The 15,314-nt window shown below is 70.9% G+C and carries 13 protein-coding genes and 1 pseudogene; 9 read left to right on the top strand and 5 right to left on the bottom strand.

Annotated features, from left to right (window positions below):
- Positions 1-288: 288 nt before the first annotated feature.
- Positions 289-1,230 (top strand): annotated as a pseudogene (locus ACIQIB_RS25855) (DUF4365 domain-containing protein).
- A gap of 142 nt (positions 1,231-1,372) precedes the next feature.
- Here ACIQIB_RS25855 and ACIQIB_RS25850 read toward each other — a convergent pair.
- The 3 genes from ACIQIB_RS25850 to ACIQIB_RS25840 all read right to left on the bottom strand — a co-directional run bounded on the left by ACIQIB_RS25850 (position 1,373) and on the right by ACIQIB_RS25840 (position 4,314).
- Positions 1,373-2,107: a hypothetical protein gene (locus ACIQIB_RS25850; protein WP_400760937.1), complete on the bottom strand. Its 735-nt coding sequence runs from the start codon at positions 2,105-2,107 to the stop codon at positions 1,373-1,375.
- A gap of 366 nt (positions 2,108-2,473) precedes the next feature.
- Complete coding sequence (locus ACIQIB_RS25845; protein ID WP_363603991.1) at positions 2,474-3,142, bottom strand: response regulator transcription factor; 669 nt, start codon at positions 3,140-3,142, stop codon at positions 2,474-2,476.
- Positions 3,139-4,314: a sensor histidine kinase gene (locus ACIQIB_RS25840; RefSeq protein WP_400760934.1), complete on the bottom strand. Its 1,176-nt coding sequence runs from the start codon at positions 4,312-4,314 to the stop codon at positions 3,139-3,141. The genes ACIQIB_RS25845 and ACIQIB_RS25840 overlap by 4 nt, the downstream gene beginning before the upstream one ends.
- A gap of 169 nt (positions 4,315-4,483) precedes the next feature.
- Between ACIQIB_RS25840 and ACIQIB_RS25835 the strand changes: the two genes are divergently transcribed.
- The 5 genes from ACIQIB_RS25835 to ACIQIB_RS25815 all read left to right on the top strand — a co-directional run bounded on the left by ACIQIB_RS25835 (position 4,484) and on the right by ACIQIB_RS25815 (position 9,200).
- Positions 4,484-5,425, top strand: coding sequence for an ATP-binding cassette domain-containing protein (locus tag ACIQIB_RS25835; protein WP_400760932.1), 942 nt, complete (start codon positions 4,484-4,486; stop codon positions 5,423-5,425).
- Entirely contained in the window at positions 5,422-6,930 is a 1,509-nt protein-coding gene (locus tag ACIQIB_RS25830; protein ID WP_363603986.1) for a hypothetical protein, read from the top strand. The genes ACIQIB_RS25835 and ACIQIB_RS25830 overlap by 4 nt, the downstream gene beginning before the upstream one ends.
- Positions 6,927-7,727, top strand: a complete 801-nt coding sequence (locus ACIQIB_RS25825) for an ABC transporter permease (RefSeq protein WP_363603985.1) — start codon at positions 6,927-6,929, stop codon at positions 7,725-7,727. The genes ACIQIB_RS25830 and ACIQIB_RS25825 overlap by 4 nt, the downstream gene beginning before the upstream one ends.
- 415 nt (positions 7,728-8,142) lie before the next feature.
- Positions 8,143-8,919, top strand: coding sequence for a DUF72 domain-containing protein (locus tag ACIQIB_RS25820; protein WP_400760930.1), 777 nt, complete (start codon positions 8,143-8,145; stop codon positions 8,917-8,919).
- Positions 8,916-9,200 (top strand): acylphosphatase, encoded by a 285-nt coding sequence (locus ACIQIB_RS25815; RefSeq protein ID WP_363603983.1) that lies wholly within the window; start codon positions 8,916-8,918, stop codon positions 9,198-9,200. The genes ACIQIB_RS25820 and ACIQIB_RS25815 overlap by 4 nt, the downstream gene beginning before the upstream one ends.
- A 92-nt stretch (positions 9,201-9,292) precedes the next feature.
- Here the strand turns inward: ACIQIB_RS25815 and ACIQIB_RS25810 are convergent, their stop codons facing one another.
- Positions 9,293-10,357 (bottom strand): hypothetical protein, encoded by a 1,065-nt coding sequence (locus tag ACIQIB_RS25810; protein ID WP_363603981.1) that lies wholly within the window; start codon positions 10,355-10,357, stop codon positions 9,293-9,295.
- 422 nt (positions 10,358-10,779) lie between these two features.
- Between ACIQIB_RS25810 and ACIQIB_RS25805 the strand changes: the two genes are divergently transcribed.
- Positions 10,780-11,907 carry an NADH:flavin oxidoreductase gene (locus ACIQIB_RS25805; RefSeq protein ID WP_363603979.1) on the top strand — a complete coding sequence of 376 codons (1,128 nt, stop codon included), beginning with the start codon at positions 10,780-10,782 and terminating at the stop codon, positions 11,905-11,907.
- 283 nt (positions 11,908-12,190) lie between these two features.
- A complete protein-coding gene (locus ACIQIB_RS25800; RefSeq protein WP_400653389.1) occupies positions 12,191-12,547 on the top strand; it encodes a hypothetical protein in 357 nt (118 codons plus the stop codon).
- Positions 12,548-12,662: 115 nt separating this feature from the next.
- Here the strand turns inward: ACIQIB_RS25800 and ACIQIB_RS25795 are convergent, their stop codons facing one another.
- Entirely contained in the window at positions 12,663-14,183 is a 1,521-nt protein-coding gene (locus tag ACIQIB_RS25795) for an MFS transporter (RefSeq protein WP_400760927.1), read from the bottom strand.
- 274 nt (positions 14,184-14,457) lie between these two features.
- On the opposite strand from ACIQIB_RS25795, the gene ACIQIB_RS25790 reads away from it, so the two are divergent.
- Positions 14,458-15,270, top strand: coding sequence for a TetR/AcrR family transcriptional regulator (locus tag ACIQIB_RS25790; RefSeq protein WP_400760924.1), 813 nt, complete (start codon positions 14,458-14,460; stop codon positions 15,268-15,270).
- The last annotated feature ends 44 nt before the right edge of the window (positions 15,271-15,314 follow it).

Raw genomic sequence — 15,314 nt, 5'->3', positions numbered from 1 at the left:
AGGGCCCGGACCGTCCAGCGGTCCGGGCCCTCGTCGCCTCTGCTCTCAGTTGGAGCCTGGGGCGCTGCCGCCACTCAGCGGCCTCAGGACACTGGACCGAGAAGGGCCGGGGCTTCACACTGACCAGCCGACCATGGTCAGCGAGCCGGCCCCAACCAAACCAGCCCCAATAGCGGACCACTGCCGGAGCCTCGGAGGACGCGAGCTTTCCGGTCTGTCGGTCCGACCGCCTACGCTTGGTGCCCTGTACATCGCCGCGCTTCGGAGCACGTCGGATGGGGATGCTCTGTGCCCAGTGTCCATTCCACCCATCTGGTCGACCGGGCCGGTGTATCCCGAGCCGCCTACCTGGTGTCCACGCAACTGGTCTGGCTCTTCCGGGAACAGGAGACGAGTGATATCGGGGTAGACGCGCACCTTGAGGTGGTGGACAAGACGACCTTGAACCCTGGCAACGTCGGCCTTGGGACCGGTCGACTCCTTGCCGTTCAGCTCAAGTCGGGGGCCAGCTAGTTCACTTCTCCTGAGGAGGGCGGCTGATGGTACTACTGCGACACGCGCCACGTCGTGTACTGGCACAAACACTCGCTCCCAGTCGTCATCATGTTGTTCAATCCTGCCACTGAGCAGATTTTTTGGCAGTACGTCAATGGCGAGACACTCGAACTCGCCGGCCAGAACTACAAGATCTTCGTCCCTGAGACCCAGCAGTTGAACGTGTCCTGCGCCGAGGCACTCAGCGAACCCACACAACGCCACACCGAAGCGAGCGGCTCTCCGACGAATCCGGATCGGCCGGAGGAGGCTCAAAGGAAGTCCATCCGGCTCGCGGACTACGAACTCGCGGGCTCCATCGGTCTACTCTCGGCAAGCACCGGGGAAGGCGTCGCCGGGGTGATGCCGCACGACTTCCGGGCGGCATTCGCGAACCGGCTCCGCTCCCTACGTCGCCTTGCCGGTTCGCCGAGCGTGAAGTTCCTCTCAGCCAGAACCGGGTACGAGGAGGACAAGATCGCCGCCTACCTGGAAGGGAGTGATCTTCCCGGGCGCGGCCGAATGGTCGCGATCGTCAGTACCCTCATCGAGTACGCCCGCAGCCGGGGCGTCGAAGTGCCCGACCATTTCCAGGACCTCCAGGCCTGGGGACGGATGCAGCGGGTCACGCGAAAGCCAGGAATGCAGAAGATCGTGAAGAGCAAGGCAATCGCAGGATCTATCAAGAACAGCTAAGGGCTGTCCCATGCGGCCCAATTATCGGCACGGCTGCGGTGACCGCTGCGGACCCAAACCCGGCTTCTGCCCCCCAGAAGGAGCCGATTCGGCTCGAGATTCACAGTTGTCACTACAGGGACAGCAGCATCAGCCTCTGGCCTCAATCGGCTCCGGGGTCGATCAGTTGGCTTCGCGCCTCGCGCCGTGCCCGCATAGCCTCGCGCCTGCGATCTCTCTCGTCACGGATGCCTGCTGCATTGGCCAAACCATAGTTGTCGGCCAAATCATTCAACCTGCGTTCGATCCCGCCGAGCTTATCTTCGATCTTCTTCGTGGGCCGCTCCCCCACAAGCGCTTCAGCCCATGTGCTGAAGTCAACGACGTACTCCAGCGTCTCCACCGGCCCGTAAGGGCCCTCGGACTGAACGGTGAACCGGTAGGCCGAGGGTAGGTCACTCTGGAATCGGTCCTGATTGTCGAGTAGGTACTCCAACCGACGCCCGGGGGGCAGCATCGGGATCGTGCGGCCCAGGGCTCGCCGCAACATCTCGGTCAGGTCATTTCCCCAGCCGGACACCAGTGGCGGATCGGCGTTGATCTGCACATTGCGGGCCACGCTCGGGCCGATGTTCTCGATGACGATGACAAGAACTCCCGAGGACGGGTCACGTGGCTGGATGTCAACGATGACGTACGGCTCGTTCTGCTCCTGCTGAGCCTTCCTTGCATGGTCCAGCTGCTGCCGGGCGATCAAGACCTGCTCGTCGGCGGCACGGGCCTGCTGTTTGGCCGACTCAGCCGCCGAGGTGGCGCTTCTGGCCTGCATCACACTCGTGGCGGCAGCCGCAAGAGCAATGGCCCCAGCTCCAACCGCGATCCAGTCTCCTGCGTCCATACCTCGAAGGTACGGCCGATCGCCCCGGCGACCGAAGCCTCCTCGTGAGACCAGCGGGATCGTCAGCTCAGTGCCGACGTACGCGAGCGAGTTTGGGGAGTGGTCTCAGTTCTGGTCTCATTCGCCCTCGTCCAACCGGGTTCAGCAGTCTGTCAAGCCATCGCTCCGTCACAGGTCAGGAAAGGTATGAACCCCGGCGGACGGCGTTCGGGAGAATTGGAAAGCGTGTTGGGGGCAACCCCTCACGAGTTCGAATCTCATATCCTCCGCCAGCAGAAGGCCCGGACCGCATCACGCGGTCCGGGCCTTCGTCGTCAGCGGGTCGCCGCTGCCGCGAGTAGTGCGTCGGCGGCTCGCAACCGGCGGTCACTCTCCCGAGTCGGCGATCCGGTAGCCGACCGTGGGCGTGGTGGCGATCACAGGTGGTTCGCCGAGCTTGCGTCGGAGTCTGCCGATGGTCACCGCGACGGTGTTGGTGAACGGGTCGGCGTGCTCGTCCCACACCTGCTCCAGCAGGACCTCCGCACTGAGGAATGCGGGGCTGGCCTGCAGCAGGGCGGCGAGGACCTCGAACTCCTTGACCGAGAGGTCGAGCCGTCGCCCGTCCCGCGTGGCGGCGCGGCGGACGGGGTCGAGTTCGATGCCGGCCGCGCGGAGCACTCGGGCGCGGGCGTAGGGCCGCCGGCGGGCCAGGGCACGCAGCCGGAGAACGAGTTCGGGGAAGTGGAAGGGTTTGACCAGGTAGTCGTCGGCCCCCAGGCTCAGGCCGCCGACGCGGTCACCGGGCGAGTCGGCGGCGGTAAGCATCAGCACCATCGGCCTCTCGTCCCGGTCGGTGACCATCTGGCAGAGCGCGTCGCCGTGGATGCCTGGCAGGTCGCGGTCCAGCACGATCGCCTCATACGCGGCGGTGTCCAGTTTGGCGGCGGCCTCCAGACCGTCATAGGCGACGTCCACCGCCATGCCCTGGTCGCGCAGGCCCTCGGCCACGAGGTCAGCGAGCACCCGCGCGTCCTCGACCACCAACACCCTCATGCCGTGGCCTCCTGGTTGCCGCCGGCCTGCGGCAGGGTGACGGTGGCCCGCAGACCGCCCCCGGAGCGGGCATGCAGCTCCAGCGTGCCACCGTGCGCCTCGGCGACCGCCGCGACGATGGCGAGCCCGAGACCCGATCCGTCGCTGCCGCGGGTTCGCTCCGCGCCGATCCGGCGGAACGGGCGGACGAGCTGTGCCGCCTCGTCCTGCGTCAGCGCCAGTCCGCCGTTGTCCACGACCAGGTGCACGAGCGCGTCGCTATCGGCGTGGACGGCGACGCGTAGCCAGCCGTCGGGCTCGTTGTGCTGCGCCGCGTTGTCGACCAGGTTCTGCACCAGTCGGCGCAGCAGGGTCCGGCTGCCGTACACGCGAACGGCGGAGCCGCTCTCGTGGGTTGCCGTCAGACCGCGGCGAGCGATGGCGTCGGCCCGCTCGTCGAGGGCTTCGGCGGCGAGCTCGTCCAATCGGACGGTCTCGGAACCCGGCAGCACGCCGTGCTGGGCGCGGGCCAGGGTCAGCAGGCCGTCCAGCAGCCGGTCGACCTGGTCGAGCTCAGCGCGGACCCGGCCCGCCAGCATCCGCGTCTGCTCGGGGAGGGGGCCCGGCTTGGCGAGCGTCACGTCCACTGCCGCCCGCATGGTGGCCAGCGGGGTACGCAGTTCGTGGGAGGCGTCGGCGACGAATCGCCGCTGGGCCGTGAACGCGCCCTCCAGGCGCGCCAGCAGCCCGTCGATGGTGTCGCCGAGGTTCCTCAGTTCGTCGCGCGGGCCCTGGACGGCGAGCCGCTCGTGCAGGCTGTCGGCGGAGATCCGGCGGGTGGCGGCGGTCATCGCGCGCAGCGGGTGCAGCACCCGCCCGGCGGCATACCAGCCGAGCACGACCGAGACCAGGCCCATCACTGTCAGGCCGACAGCCAAGCCGAGGAGCAGTTGGTGCATCTGCTGGGTGTGGGCCTCGGTGAGTTGGTGCTCAAGGCTGGCGATCCGCTCCTGGGCGCCAGGCGGGACGGGCCCGGTCCCGTTGTCCGGGGCAGGCGCGACGTCCACCGAGCCGCCCGCGATCAGCCCGACCACCGCCAGCGTCGTGGCACCCGAGGCCACGAAGAGGGTGGAGTACAGGGTGGTGAACTGCCAACGGACGCTGCTGCGGCGCAGCACCGATGGCGTGAGCAAACCCTGATCCACCGTCATCGGTCCTCTCTCCCCCGCCACCTGGCTGCCTGATCAGGCTAGGGGAGGTGCCCTAACAGCGGCATGACAGCGCCCGTTCCGCCCGTGTCACGCAGGCGCACGCAACGTGGTGCCCGGAGTCGAAGACCGAGGGAGAGGACAGGCGGCCGCGATGAGGGACGACGTCGGGATCGAGATGGCGGGCCTGCGGAAACGCTTCGGGGCGACGCAGGCACTGGACGGGATGACGTTCGCGGTCCGGCCCGGTCGGGTGACCGGGTTCGTGGGTCCGAACGGCGCGGGCAAGTCCACCACAATGCGGGTGGTGCTGGGTCTGGACGCACCCGACGCGGGCCGCGCACTGGTCGGCGGCCGGCCGTACCGGAGCCTGCGCAGTCCGTTGACGCGGCTGGGCTCGTTGCTGGACGCCGGAGCGCTGCAGCCCAGCCGGACCGCCCGTAACCACCTGCTGTGGCTGGCGCATTCACAGGGCCTGCCGGCGCGCCGGGTGGATCAGGTGCTGGAGCAGGTGGGGCTGGCCGACGCGGCACGGCGCCGGGCGGGCGGCTTCTCGTTGGGCATGCGTCAGCGGCTCGGCATCGCGGCGGCGCTGCTCGGCGACCCGCCCGCGCTGATGTTGGACGAACCGTTCAACGGCCTGGACCCGGAGGGTATCCGGTGGATCCGCGGCCTGCTCACCTCGCTGGCAGCCGAGGGCCGCGCGGTACTGGTCTCCAGCCACCTGATGGGCGAGCTGGAGGACGTCGCGGACCACTTGGTGGTGGTCGGGCGCGGCCGGGTCGTGGCCGACACCGGTGTGCGCGAGCTGCTGGCTGGGGTCGCGGCCGGCCGGGTGATGCTGCGCACCTCCGAACCGCTCGCTGCCGCCGAGGTGTTGTCGCACACCGGCGCCACCGTGCAGGTGACCGGACCCGGGACCCTCGGCATCACCGGGCTGCCAGGCGAGGCGATCGTTGCACGCCTCACCGCGGCGGCGGTGCCGTTCGCCGAAGTGGCCACCCACCGCGCGACGCTGGAGGAGGCCTATCTCACGCTCACCGGGGATGCCGTCCAGTACCGGAGTGCCGACTCTGCGGCGGGGGTGGAGCGATGAGGGCGCTGCACGCCGAGTGGACCAAGTTCCGCACCGTGCGCGGCTGGGTGCTGGGCTCCGTCGGCGCGATGCTGGCGTCCGTGCTGTTCCTGCTGGTCGGCACGGCCTCGTCGAACCAGCACCCACAGGGCGTGACAGCGCTCCCGGTCGGCCCCGGCGGCGAGGCGGTCAACGACAGCTTCTACTTCGTGCACCGGGCGCTGACCGGCGACGGCAGCATCACAGTCCTGGTGACAGCGCTGACTGGCGTACTGGCTGATCCGGCGGGTGGGCCGGGCGGAAGCACGTCCGGCGTCACCCCGTGGTCCAAGGCCGGGATCCTGGTCAAGGAGAGTCTCGACCAGGGTTCACCCTACGCGGCGATGATGGTCACCGGCGCGCATGGGGTGCGGATGCAGAACGACTTCACGCACGACCGCGCGGGCCTGGCCGGAAGCCCCTCGACCACCGAGCCGCGCTGGCTGCGGCTCGTCCGGACGGGCAGGACAGTCATCGGCCTCGACTCATCCGACGGCGTGCGTTGGGCCGAGGTCGGCACCGCGCGGCTCCCCGAGCCGGCGACAACGGTGCAGGTGGGGCTGTTCGTCGCCGCCCCGGCGGCGGTACAGGCGAGTGGTGGCGGCAGCAGCAGTCCGGCCACGGCCACGGGAGACTTCCGTCGCGTAACGCTCAGCGGCGCCTGGGGGCAGGCGGCCGGAGGCTGGCAGGGCGGGCAGGTGGGCGGCGACGCCGGGACCTCGGGCAGCTACGCGCCCGGCACCGTCGGCGGCTGGACGGCGACGACCGGCGAGGGCTTCACCGTCACCGGCGCGGGCGACATCGCCCCCGTGGTCGGCGGGCCGGCGCTCGGACCGGCATTCACCGTGGAGACCTTCCTCGTCGGCACGTTCGTGGGCTTGATCGTACTGACAGTGGTGGCCGTGCAGTTCGTCACCACCGAGTACCGCCGCGGGCTGCTCGGACAGACCCTCGCGGCGACACCGCACCGCAGCAGGACACTCGCCGCAAAGGCCACGGTGGTCGCGACGGTCGCCTTCGCCGTCGGTGCGGCAGCCGCCACCATGAGCATCCCGCTCGGTGAACTGCGGGCGCACGCCACCCACTTCGCCGTGCTCACCGTACCCACAGCGGTCCAGGCGCGCGCGGTACTCGGCACGGGGCTGCTGCTGGCCGCGACGGCGGTCCTGTCGCTGGCCCTCGGTGTGGTGCTGCGGCGCAGCGCCACAGCGATCACCGCGGTGGTGGCCGCGACGGTGTTCCCGTACCTACTCGCCTCTGGTGGCATGCTTCCGAGCGGCCCGGCCGAGTGGGTGCTCCGGCTCACCCCGGCGGCGGGCTTCGCCGTCCAGCAGACCCTGCCGCGCCACGACCAGGTGCTCAGCGTCTACGCTCCCTCGTCGGGTTACTTCCCGCTCTCCCCCTGGGGAGGCCTCGCCGTGCTCGGTGCCTGGAGCGTGCTCGCTCTCGCGGCGGCAGCCGTGCTGCTGCGCCGGAGGGACGCATGAGTGGCGTCGACACCATCGGGTTCCGCCGGGCCTGCCGCGCCGAGTGGACGAAGCTCCGCACCGAGGCCGGACACGGCTGGCTGCTGCTCGGCCTGGTTCTCGTCACGGTCGGCGTCGGCGCGGCTGTGTCCGCGGGCGTCCCGTGCCCGGCGTCGGGCTGCGGTCAGGACCAGGTGCGACTCAGCCTGGCCGGGGTGTCGGTGAGCCAGGTGCTCGCCGCTGTCACGGCCGTCCTGCTCGTGGGCGGCGAGTACGGCACCGGCCTGATCCGCACCACGCTTGTGGCACTGCCCAGGCGCGGCACGGTGCTGGCAGCGAAAGCCACCGTGCTCAGCGGAACGGTCCTCGCAGTCGGAAGCGTCGCCGTGCTCGCCTCCATCCTCGCGGGACACCTGCTCCTGCCGGGCGCCGGATACACGCCCGCCCACGGCTACACCCAGCTCTCCCTCGCCGACGGGCCGACCCTGCGCGCGGCAGCCGGCTCGGTGCTCTACCTGGTCCTAGTGGGCCTGCTCACCCTCGGCGTCGCCGTCGCGGTTCGGGACGCGGCGGTCGCGGCGGGCGTCGTGTTGGCGCTGCTCTACCTCTTCCCGCTGCTCAGCCATGTCGTCACCGAGCCGCACCTGCAGCGGCTGCTGGCACGGCTCGGCCCGATGCCGGCGGGCCTCGCGATCCAGGCGACGACGAACCTGAGCCATCTCCCCATCGGCCCCTGGGCGGGCCTCGGCGTTCTGGCCCTCTGGGCGGCGACCGCGCTGTTCCTCGGGGGCACGATCCTGCGGCTGCGGGACGCGTGAATCCACACGCGCGGCGCCGGCCCGGACGCTTCTCGTGCCCGGGCCGACCTCGTCACGGTGGTGAAGTTGCCGCCCGTGGTCTCAGCTCTGGTCTCATTCACCGCAGTCCAGCGAGGTTCAGAGCCTGGGCAGCGCCCCGCTTCACCCCAGGTCAGAACGGGTACGGACCCCGGCGGACAGGGTTCGGGAGAATTGGAAAGCGTGTTGGGGGCAACCCCTCACGAGTTCGAATCTCGTATCCTCCGCCTTGATCGAAGGCCCGGACTGCACCAGTCCGGGCCTTCGTCGTTCCCGGCTGGCTGTTGTCTGCCGGCTTCGCGCACGCAGTTGACTCTTCCACGACACCGGCGCCCACGGCGACGACCTGCCTCAGGGCCCCCGCCGGCAGGCGGGCACTCCGTGCTTCCATGGATGTGTGGTCTTGTATGTCGGCACCTCGGGCTGGCAGTACGACGACTGGCGTGGCGTCCTGTACGCGCCGGGGATGCCGCGGCGGTTCTGGCTGGAGGAGTACGCCCAGCGGTTCGCCACGGTGGAGAACAACAACGCCTTCTACCGCCTGCCCGCGGCGGAGACCTTCGCCACCTGGCGGGAGCGAACCCCGGAGGGGTTCGTGATGGCGGTCAAGGCAAGCCGCTTTCTCACGCACATCAAGCGCCTGCACGACCCGCAGGAGCCGGTGCAGCGGCTGCTGTCGGCCGCCGAAGGGCTGGGCTCGCGGCTCGGACCGGTCCTCCTCCAGCTCCCGCCTACCCTGCGGGCGGACGTCGGCCTCCTCGACAGTTGCCTGGGCTGCTTCCCGGCCGGGGTGAGGGTGGCCGTCGAACCCCGGCACGATTCATGGTGGGTGCCGGAGATCCGGGCGGTGCTCGAACGGCGCGGCGCCGCCCTCTGCTGGGCGGACCGGCAGGCACGCCCGGTCACACCGCTGTGGCGGACCGCCTACTGGGGCTACCTGCGCTTCCACGCCGGCCTGGCGCAGCCGCCGCCCCGGTACGGTCGGCAGTCGCTGGCCACCTGGGTGGCCAGGGTCGCCGAGGCCTGGTCGGATGAGGCCGACGTGTACGCGTACTTCAACAACGACCTCGGCGGTGCGGCTCCCCTGGACGCCGTCGCCTTCGCCCGAGCGGCCGCCAGGGCCGGCCGGACGGTGAGCCGCACGCCACAGCACCTGGCGGTGAGGCAGGCATGATCCGCAGTCGACTGATCGTCTCCGGTGAAGTCCAGGGCGTGTATTTCCGTGACACCTGCCGGAGGGTGGCACGGGAGCACGGCGTGGCCGGCTGGGTACGCAACCTCCCCGACGGAACGGTCGAGGCCGTGTTCGAGGGCGAGGCCACGGCCGTCGAACGGCTGGTCACGTGGGCACGGCATGGCCCGTACGCGGCCGTGGTGGACCGAGTCCGCGTCCACGAGGAGGAACCCGAGGGGCTCGTGGGCTTCGAGATCCGCCCGACGCCCTGGGGCGGATAGGCAGAGCTCGTGCCCCTGGATGGTGCGACTGCGGTTGCCGTCCTGAGGACGCGAGCGTGTCAGAAAGTCGATCCGCGACAGAGCCGTTCTTCTTACAGACCCGTCCGGGAGGCGAGTGCGGCGGTGATGATCCTGAGGGCGGGGCGGTACTTCACGGTGGCGGCCAGACGGCTGAGCTCGGCGTAGGCATCCTCGTCGCCGAGCTGGGTCAGGGCGTGCACGGCGGCGCCGGCCGTCTTGGGTGATCGCGGGCCGATGCCGGGGAGCCGTATCAGGGCCGCTTCCACCAGTTGGCCCAAGGCCGCCGCGGACTGCGGATGGGCCTGTGTGAGAGCCAGTAGCGCCGCAAGGCCCTGTAGCGCGCGAGTGTTGAAGGGGTCGAGTTCGAACTCGGCGGTACCGGCGCCGTGGTGGGATTTCACAGGCGCGGTACGGGGCTCACCCACCGGGGCAAGCCAGGAGGTGATCGCCCTGCGGGCGCGGTCAGGTCCCACGTCCGCCAACAGTCCGCGTCCAAGGCGCTGCCACGTGCCGGTGGGGCGGGAGCCCTTGGCGGTCAGCGCGTGGGCGACCAGCGCATGCCACGCGGGTTCGGCCCCGGTCAGATCGGCGATCACGCGCTCGGCCCACGGCTCGCCGGGGTTGAGCACGGGCTCCACGATCCTCGCGGCGAGGGTACGGAGTTCACCGGGTGTCTCGGACGTCAGCGCGGTTCTGCGGACGGTGGCGACCACCGGATCGGGCAGTGCCCGCCCCGCCGCCTGCTCCACCTCGACCAGGCAGGTCAGCCGCCAGCCCTCCCACAGCGTCATCTTCGCCGCCGCCTGGGCCATCAGCGGCTCTTGCCAGGCGGCCAGTTGCTCGACAGGCAGCCCGTGCGCCACCAGGGTGACCAGCGAGGCGAGGTCCCGGCAGCGACCCGGGTGGTGAACGGCCGTCTCCTCCAGCCCATCGGTCATCCGTCGCAGTAGCAGGACCCGGGTGGAGGCGGGCATCTCCCGCAGCAGGCTGATCAGTTGGCCACCGTCGAACGTCCAGTCACCGTCGATGTCAGCACACAGCTGGTAGAGGTTCCTGTCCAGGCCGGTCACATCGCCGGCGTTCGCAAGCTGTCGGATCCTGGCCAGACGAGCAACCTGCTCGTTCTCCTGCAACACCGGCTACCTCTCCGCAGAACCCAGCTCGCCTTGACGACACACGACACTAGGCGAGGCCACCGACAGCGCGGCTGGCACCACCTCTGACCGGCGCAGATGACCTCGGCTACCGTCCTGCCCGCAGGACGAGGAGGCCGCCGGATCCGGCGCGAGGCGCGACACCCCGGGTCGTGCCGCACGGGGCTTGCGGTGGTTGCGGTTCGGGTTGTATTCACCCCGTTCGACGAGGTCCGGCCCATGGTCACCGTCGGACAGCCGGGACGCTCCTCGGGGCTCCACGTCCGGCTGGAGGAGCAGGCGAGTGTCCGGGATCACAGGGTGGCTCGTTGGGTGGGCGAAATGCCTTGGCCGCCGGAATGGTTGGCACCTGTACGCATTCCTGAACGCGTGCGTATCGTCCGGCACCCATGAGGAGCACCTCCGTGACCGTCACTGCGTCCTCCGCCTCCCGCGCGGCCGAGATCCTGTCCCGGCCGGTCGCGCTGAACGGGCTGACCGTCCCGAACCGCATCGTGATGGCTCCGATGACGCGCATGTTCTCCCCGGGCGGCGTCCCCGGTGAGGACGTGCGGTCGTACTACGCCCGTCGGGCGGCCGCCGGTGTGGGCCTGATCGTCACCGAGGGGACCTACGTCGGCCACGAGTCGGCCGGGCAGAGTGACCGGGTGCCGCGGTTCCACGGTGCGGAGCAGCTGGCGGGGTGGGCGAAGGTCGCCGAGGCCGTTCACGCGGCGGGTGGGGCGATCGTGCCGCAGTTGTGGCACATCGGCATGGTGCGCAAGCAGGGCGATCCGCCCTACGCCGACGCCCCCGCCGTCGGCCCCTCCGGCATCCGTGTCGACGGCACCGAGGGCACCGGCAGGGCGATGACCCGGCGCGACCTGGACGAGGTGACAGGCGCCTTCGCCGAGGCCGCCGCGGCCGCGGAGCGTATCGGCTTCGACGGTGTCGAACTGCACGGCGCCCACGGCTACCTCCTCGACCAGTTCCTGTGGGCGGGGACGAACCGCCGTACCGACGCCTACGGCGGCGGCCCCGTGGCCCGTACGAAGTTCGCGGCCGAGATCGTGGCCGCGGTCCGCGAGAGCGTCTCCCCCGAGTTCCCGGTGCTCTTCCGCTACTCGCAGTGGAAGCAGGAGGCCTACGACGCGAGGCTCGCCGAGACCCCGGAGGAGCTGGAGGCGATCCTGGCCCCGCTCGCGGCGGCCGGCGTCGACGCTTTCCACGCCTCCACCCGCCGCTACTGGCTGCCGGAGTTCGAGGGCTCGGATCTGAACCTGGCGGGCTGGACCAGGAAGCTCACCGGCAGGCCCACCATCACCGTCGGCTCGGTCGGCCTCGACGGGGACTTCGTCCGTGCCTTCATGGGCGAGGGCGCGCCGGTCCGGGGCATCGACAACCTCCTCGACCGCCTGGAGCGCGACGAGTTCGACCTGGTCGCCGTCGGCCGCGCTCTGCTCCAGGACCCGGAGTGGGCGGCGAAGGTCCTGGGGGGCCGGTTCGAGGAGCTGGAGCCGTACGACGCCGAGGCGCTGAAGACGCTGAGCTAGGGAGCCGGCGCGGGCCGCCACCCACATCGCTACGGGCGCGTCCCTCACGAGTTCGAACCCCGTGCCCTCCACACCCCGTCCGCCAGGGCGACTCCGAGGTCCCGACCACACAGTGGTCGGGACCTCCGGCGTTCTCGACAGCCGCCCGGGTAGCCCTGTGCCTGACCGGCCGCGGCAGCCCGGTTCTGGTTGTACCGCCGCCGCGGACGGTTCCGGCCATGGCCCGAACCGTCCAAGTCCGGCGTCTACCAAATGATTTGTGGCTTTGGGCAGGATCGGTCCCATGTACCTCGTTCATACCGCCCTCCGGCCCGGGGCAGCCGGCGGCCCGCTCCCCCCGGATGCCCGCGAGCTTCTCCTGGCCGCCGCGCGGGTCGAGGACCGGATCGAGCACGTCGTCCTCCACCCGCACGCGGTGCCGCACCCGGTCCTGGGGGTCTATCTGCTCGCCGACTCCATGGAGGAGGCCGAGGCGCGGGTCGCCGGTTTCTGCGACCGGGCCCTGGCCGCCGTCCGGCCGTTCACGGGGTGGTGCGCGGCCCCGCCCACCGTGCCGCTCGTCGTTCCCTTCTACGAGCGGCTGCTGGCGGAGTACGGTCGGCCCGGCCGAAACGGGCCAGGACGGCTGCCGCCCGCGTGAGGCGTTCGCACCGCGCTCGGGCTGCGGGCGACGGCCCGAGGAGGGCGGCCTGCGGGCCGGAACGGGGCGGCCCCGCGTAGCGGCTTTCCGCGCCACGCGGGGCCGACGGACCAGGTCAGCGCCCGGCCGGGACGGGCTCGGCGAGGCCGGCCGGGGTGTCCGTCGGGGTGCCGGCCGGCTTGGACCGCTCGCGCATCAGGACCAGGGTGAGCCCGGCGGCGGCCAGGACGGCGAAGGCACCCGCGGTGAAGGTGGTGGACGTCGCGGTGGTGAAGGCGTCCCGGGCCGCGGTGGCCAGGCCGTCGTCGCCGGTGGACGAGGCCAGGGCGAGCGCGTCGGTGATCGCGTGGCGGCCGGCGGCCGGGGCGTCGGTGGGCATCGCGCCGGTGTAGGTGCTGGACAGGACCGTGCCGAGGATGGCCACGCCGAGCGCCGCGCCGGCCTGCTGGACGGTGTCGTTGAGCGCCGAGCCGACCCCGGCGTGCTCGGCCGGGATGGCCCCCATCATCGCGGTGGCGGCTGCGGGCATCGCCAGGCCGCAGCCGGCCCCCAGCAGCAGCATGGCCACGGCGAGCCTGGTGAACCCCTCGTCGGCGGAGAGGGTCGCCAGCACACCGAACCCGCCGGCGATGACCAGCAGGCCGAAGGCGGTCATCACCCGCGGGCCGATCCGCTTGCCGAGCGAGGCGCCCAGTGCGTTGAAGACCAGGGTGGCCACGGCCAGCGGGATGAAGGAGAGACCGGTGTCGGTCGGCGAGTAGCCGAGGACGAACTGGAGGTACTGGGTCAGCACCAGCATCAGCCCGCCGTTGGCGAAGGTCAGCAGGACGAGCGAGAAGCTGGCGCCGCTGAAGACCCGGTTGCGGAACAGGCCGAGCGGGACCATCGGCGACGAGGTGCGCACCTCCCGGACCGCGAAGCCGGCCAGGGCCAGCACGGTGACGGCGAGCGCGGCGAGGGTGCCGGGGTGGGAGATGCCGTCCTTCGGGAGCACGATGATCGTCCAGACCAGTGCGGTCATGCCGACCATGGAGAGCACCATTCCGGGGAAGTCGGGCTTGCGCCACGGTCCCTTGGACTCCGGCATCAGGACGACGGCGGCGAGGATGGCGAGCGCGGCGATCGGGACGTTCAGCAGGAAGACCGCGCCCCACCAGAAGTGGGCGATCAGGGCACCGCCCAGGACCGGTCCGCCGACCAGGCCGATCATGGCCACCGCGCTCCAGGCGGCGATCGCCCTGGGGCGTTCCTCGTCGTCGAAGACGGTGATGAGGATGGACAGGGTGCTGGGCATCACCAGGGCGCCGCCGATGCCCATCAGCACGCGGCCGGCGATGAGTTGGCCCGGGTCGGCGGCGAAGGCCGCCAGCAGTGAGGCGGCTCCGAAGAGCGTCAGCCCGACGATCATCACCCGCCGTCGGCCGAACCGGTCGGAGAGACTGCCGGAGGTCAGCAGCAGGCCGGCGAAGACCAGGATGTACGAGTCGATGATCCACTGGATGTCCTGGGCGCCGGCCTTCAGGTCCTCCGCGATGGGCGGGATCGACACCGTGAGCACCATGTTGTCGATCACCAGCACCAGGCTGCTGAGGCAGAGCACGATCAGGATGAGCCAGCGTCGCGGATGACGGTCCATCGTGAACCCTTTCGAGCGTCCGTGCGCCGCCGGGCACACGCGATGACGGATAGCGGAAGGAGCGCGGGAGAGCGGGAGGTGCGGGAAAGAGGGCGCGGGCACACCGCCCTCCGTCCCCACGGGTACAGTGTGCGCCGCTCCGCACACTGTACGGATTCCGCACACCGTTCGTAAAGTCCGAACGGTGTGCGCTTCTCGCGCTATCCTTGGCCGGGAGGCGGCCCGGCGCGCGTCGCGCCAGGCCTGAGCCCCGCTGAATCGAGAGGAGGCCGCCGTGGCGGCCAGGAAAGAGCAGATTCCGTCGGTGTGGACCCGCCCGCAGCGGGCCCGACGGCGGGACCAGCCCGCGCTCAGCCGGGAGCAGATCGTCGCCGAGGCCATCGCGATCCTGGACGCCGACGGGATCGAGGCCCTGAGCATGCGACGGCTCGGCACCCGCCTCAACGCCGGCGCCACCTCGATGTACACCCATGTGGCCAACAAGGAGGAGCTGATCGAGCTGGTCGTGGACGAGGTCCTCGGCGAGCTGCGACTGCCGGACACCACCGCCCTTCGGGGCAGCGGCAGTTCGGGTGCCGCCGGATCCGGCAGCGTCGGATCCGGAAGCGCCGACCCGGATGCCTGGCGGGCGGCCATCACCGAGTGCGCGGACGGTGTGCGCGCGACCGTCCTGCGCCACCCGTGGCTCGTCTCCGTTCTCGGGGACGTGGGCCTGGCCTACCTCGGACCGAACATGATGCGCTTCTCCGAAGCCATGCTCACCGTGCTGGAGGAGGCCGGTTTCGAACTGCTGGAGGCCAACGACGCGATGGGCGTCGTCATGGCGTTCGTCGTCGGCATGGCGACCAGCGAGGCCTCCTGGCTGACCACGATCGCCCGGCACGGCACGGACGAACAGGCCTGGGTGGAGCAGCTGCTGCCCGCCGCCGAGGAGGCCGCCCGGGGGCACCCGCGCCTGCACCGGCTGTACCTCATGCAGCAGAGTCTGGATGCCTCCGCCACCCGCGAGAAGGGCTTCGCCAACGGCATCCGGCTGGTGCTGGACGGGATCGAACTCGCCCACCGGGCCCGGACCGAGAACCGCTGAGCGCCGCGCGGCGAGTCGGTCGTCGCGTCGGGACCGGTGCCGAC

It is taken from the genome of Kitasatospora sp. NPDC092286 (assembly GCF_044755565.1).
GTDB lineage: Bacteria > Actinomycetota > Actinomycetes > Streptomycetales > Streptomycetaceae > Kitasatospora.
The sequence above is the reverse complement of the archived record's forward strand: the minus strand, read 5'-3'. Positions and strand labels throughout refer to the sequence as shown.

Bases quoted from the DNA above. Each gene is read 5' to 3' on its own strand.
- ACIQIB_RS25815 (WP_363603983.1), top strand. From the start codon at position 8,916: ATGATCCGCAGTCGACTGATCGTCTCCGGTGAAGTCCAGGGCGTGTAT.
- ACIQIB_RS25835 (WP_400760932.1), top strand. From the start codon at position 4,484: ATGAGGGACGACGTCGGGATCGAGATGGCGGGCCTGCGGAAACGCTTC.
- ACIQIB_RS25825 (WP_363603985.1), top strand. From the start codon at position 6,927: ATGAGTGGCGTCGACACCATCGGGTTCCGCCGGGCCTGCCGCGCCGAG.
- ACIQIB_RS25795 (WP_400760927.1), bottom strand. From the start codon at position 14,183: ATGGACCGTCATCCGCGACGCTGGCTCATCCTGATCGTGCTCTGCCTC.
- ACIQIB_RS25845 (WP_363603991.1), bottom strand. From the start codon at position 3,142: ATGAGGGTGTTGGTGGTCGAGGACGCGCGGGTGCTCGCTGACCTCGTG.
- ACIQIB_RS25800 (WP_400653389.1), top strand. From the start codon at position 12,191: ATGTACCTCGTTCATACCGCCCTCCGGCCCGGGGCAGCCGGCGGCCCG.
- ACIQIB_RS25830 (WP_363603986.1), top strand. From the start codon at position 5,422: ATGAGGGCGCTGCACGCCGAGTGGACCAAGTTCCGCACCGTGCGCGGC.
- ACIQIB_RS25850 (WP_400760937.1), bottom strand. From the start codon at position 2,107: ATGGACGCAGGAGACTGGATCGCGGTTGGAGCTGGGGCCATTGCTCTT.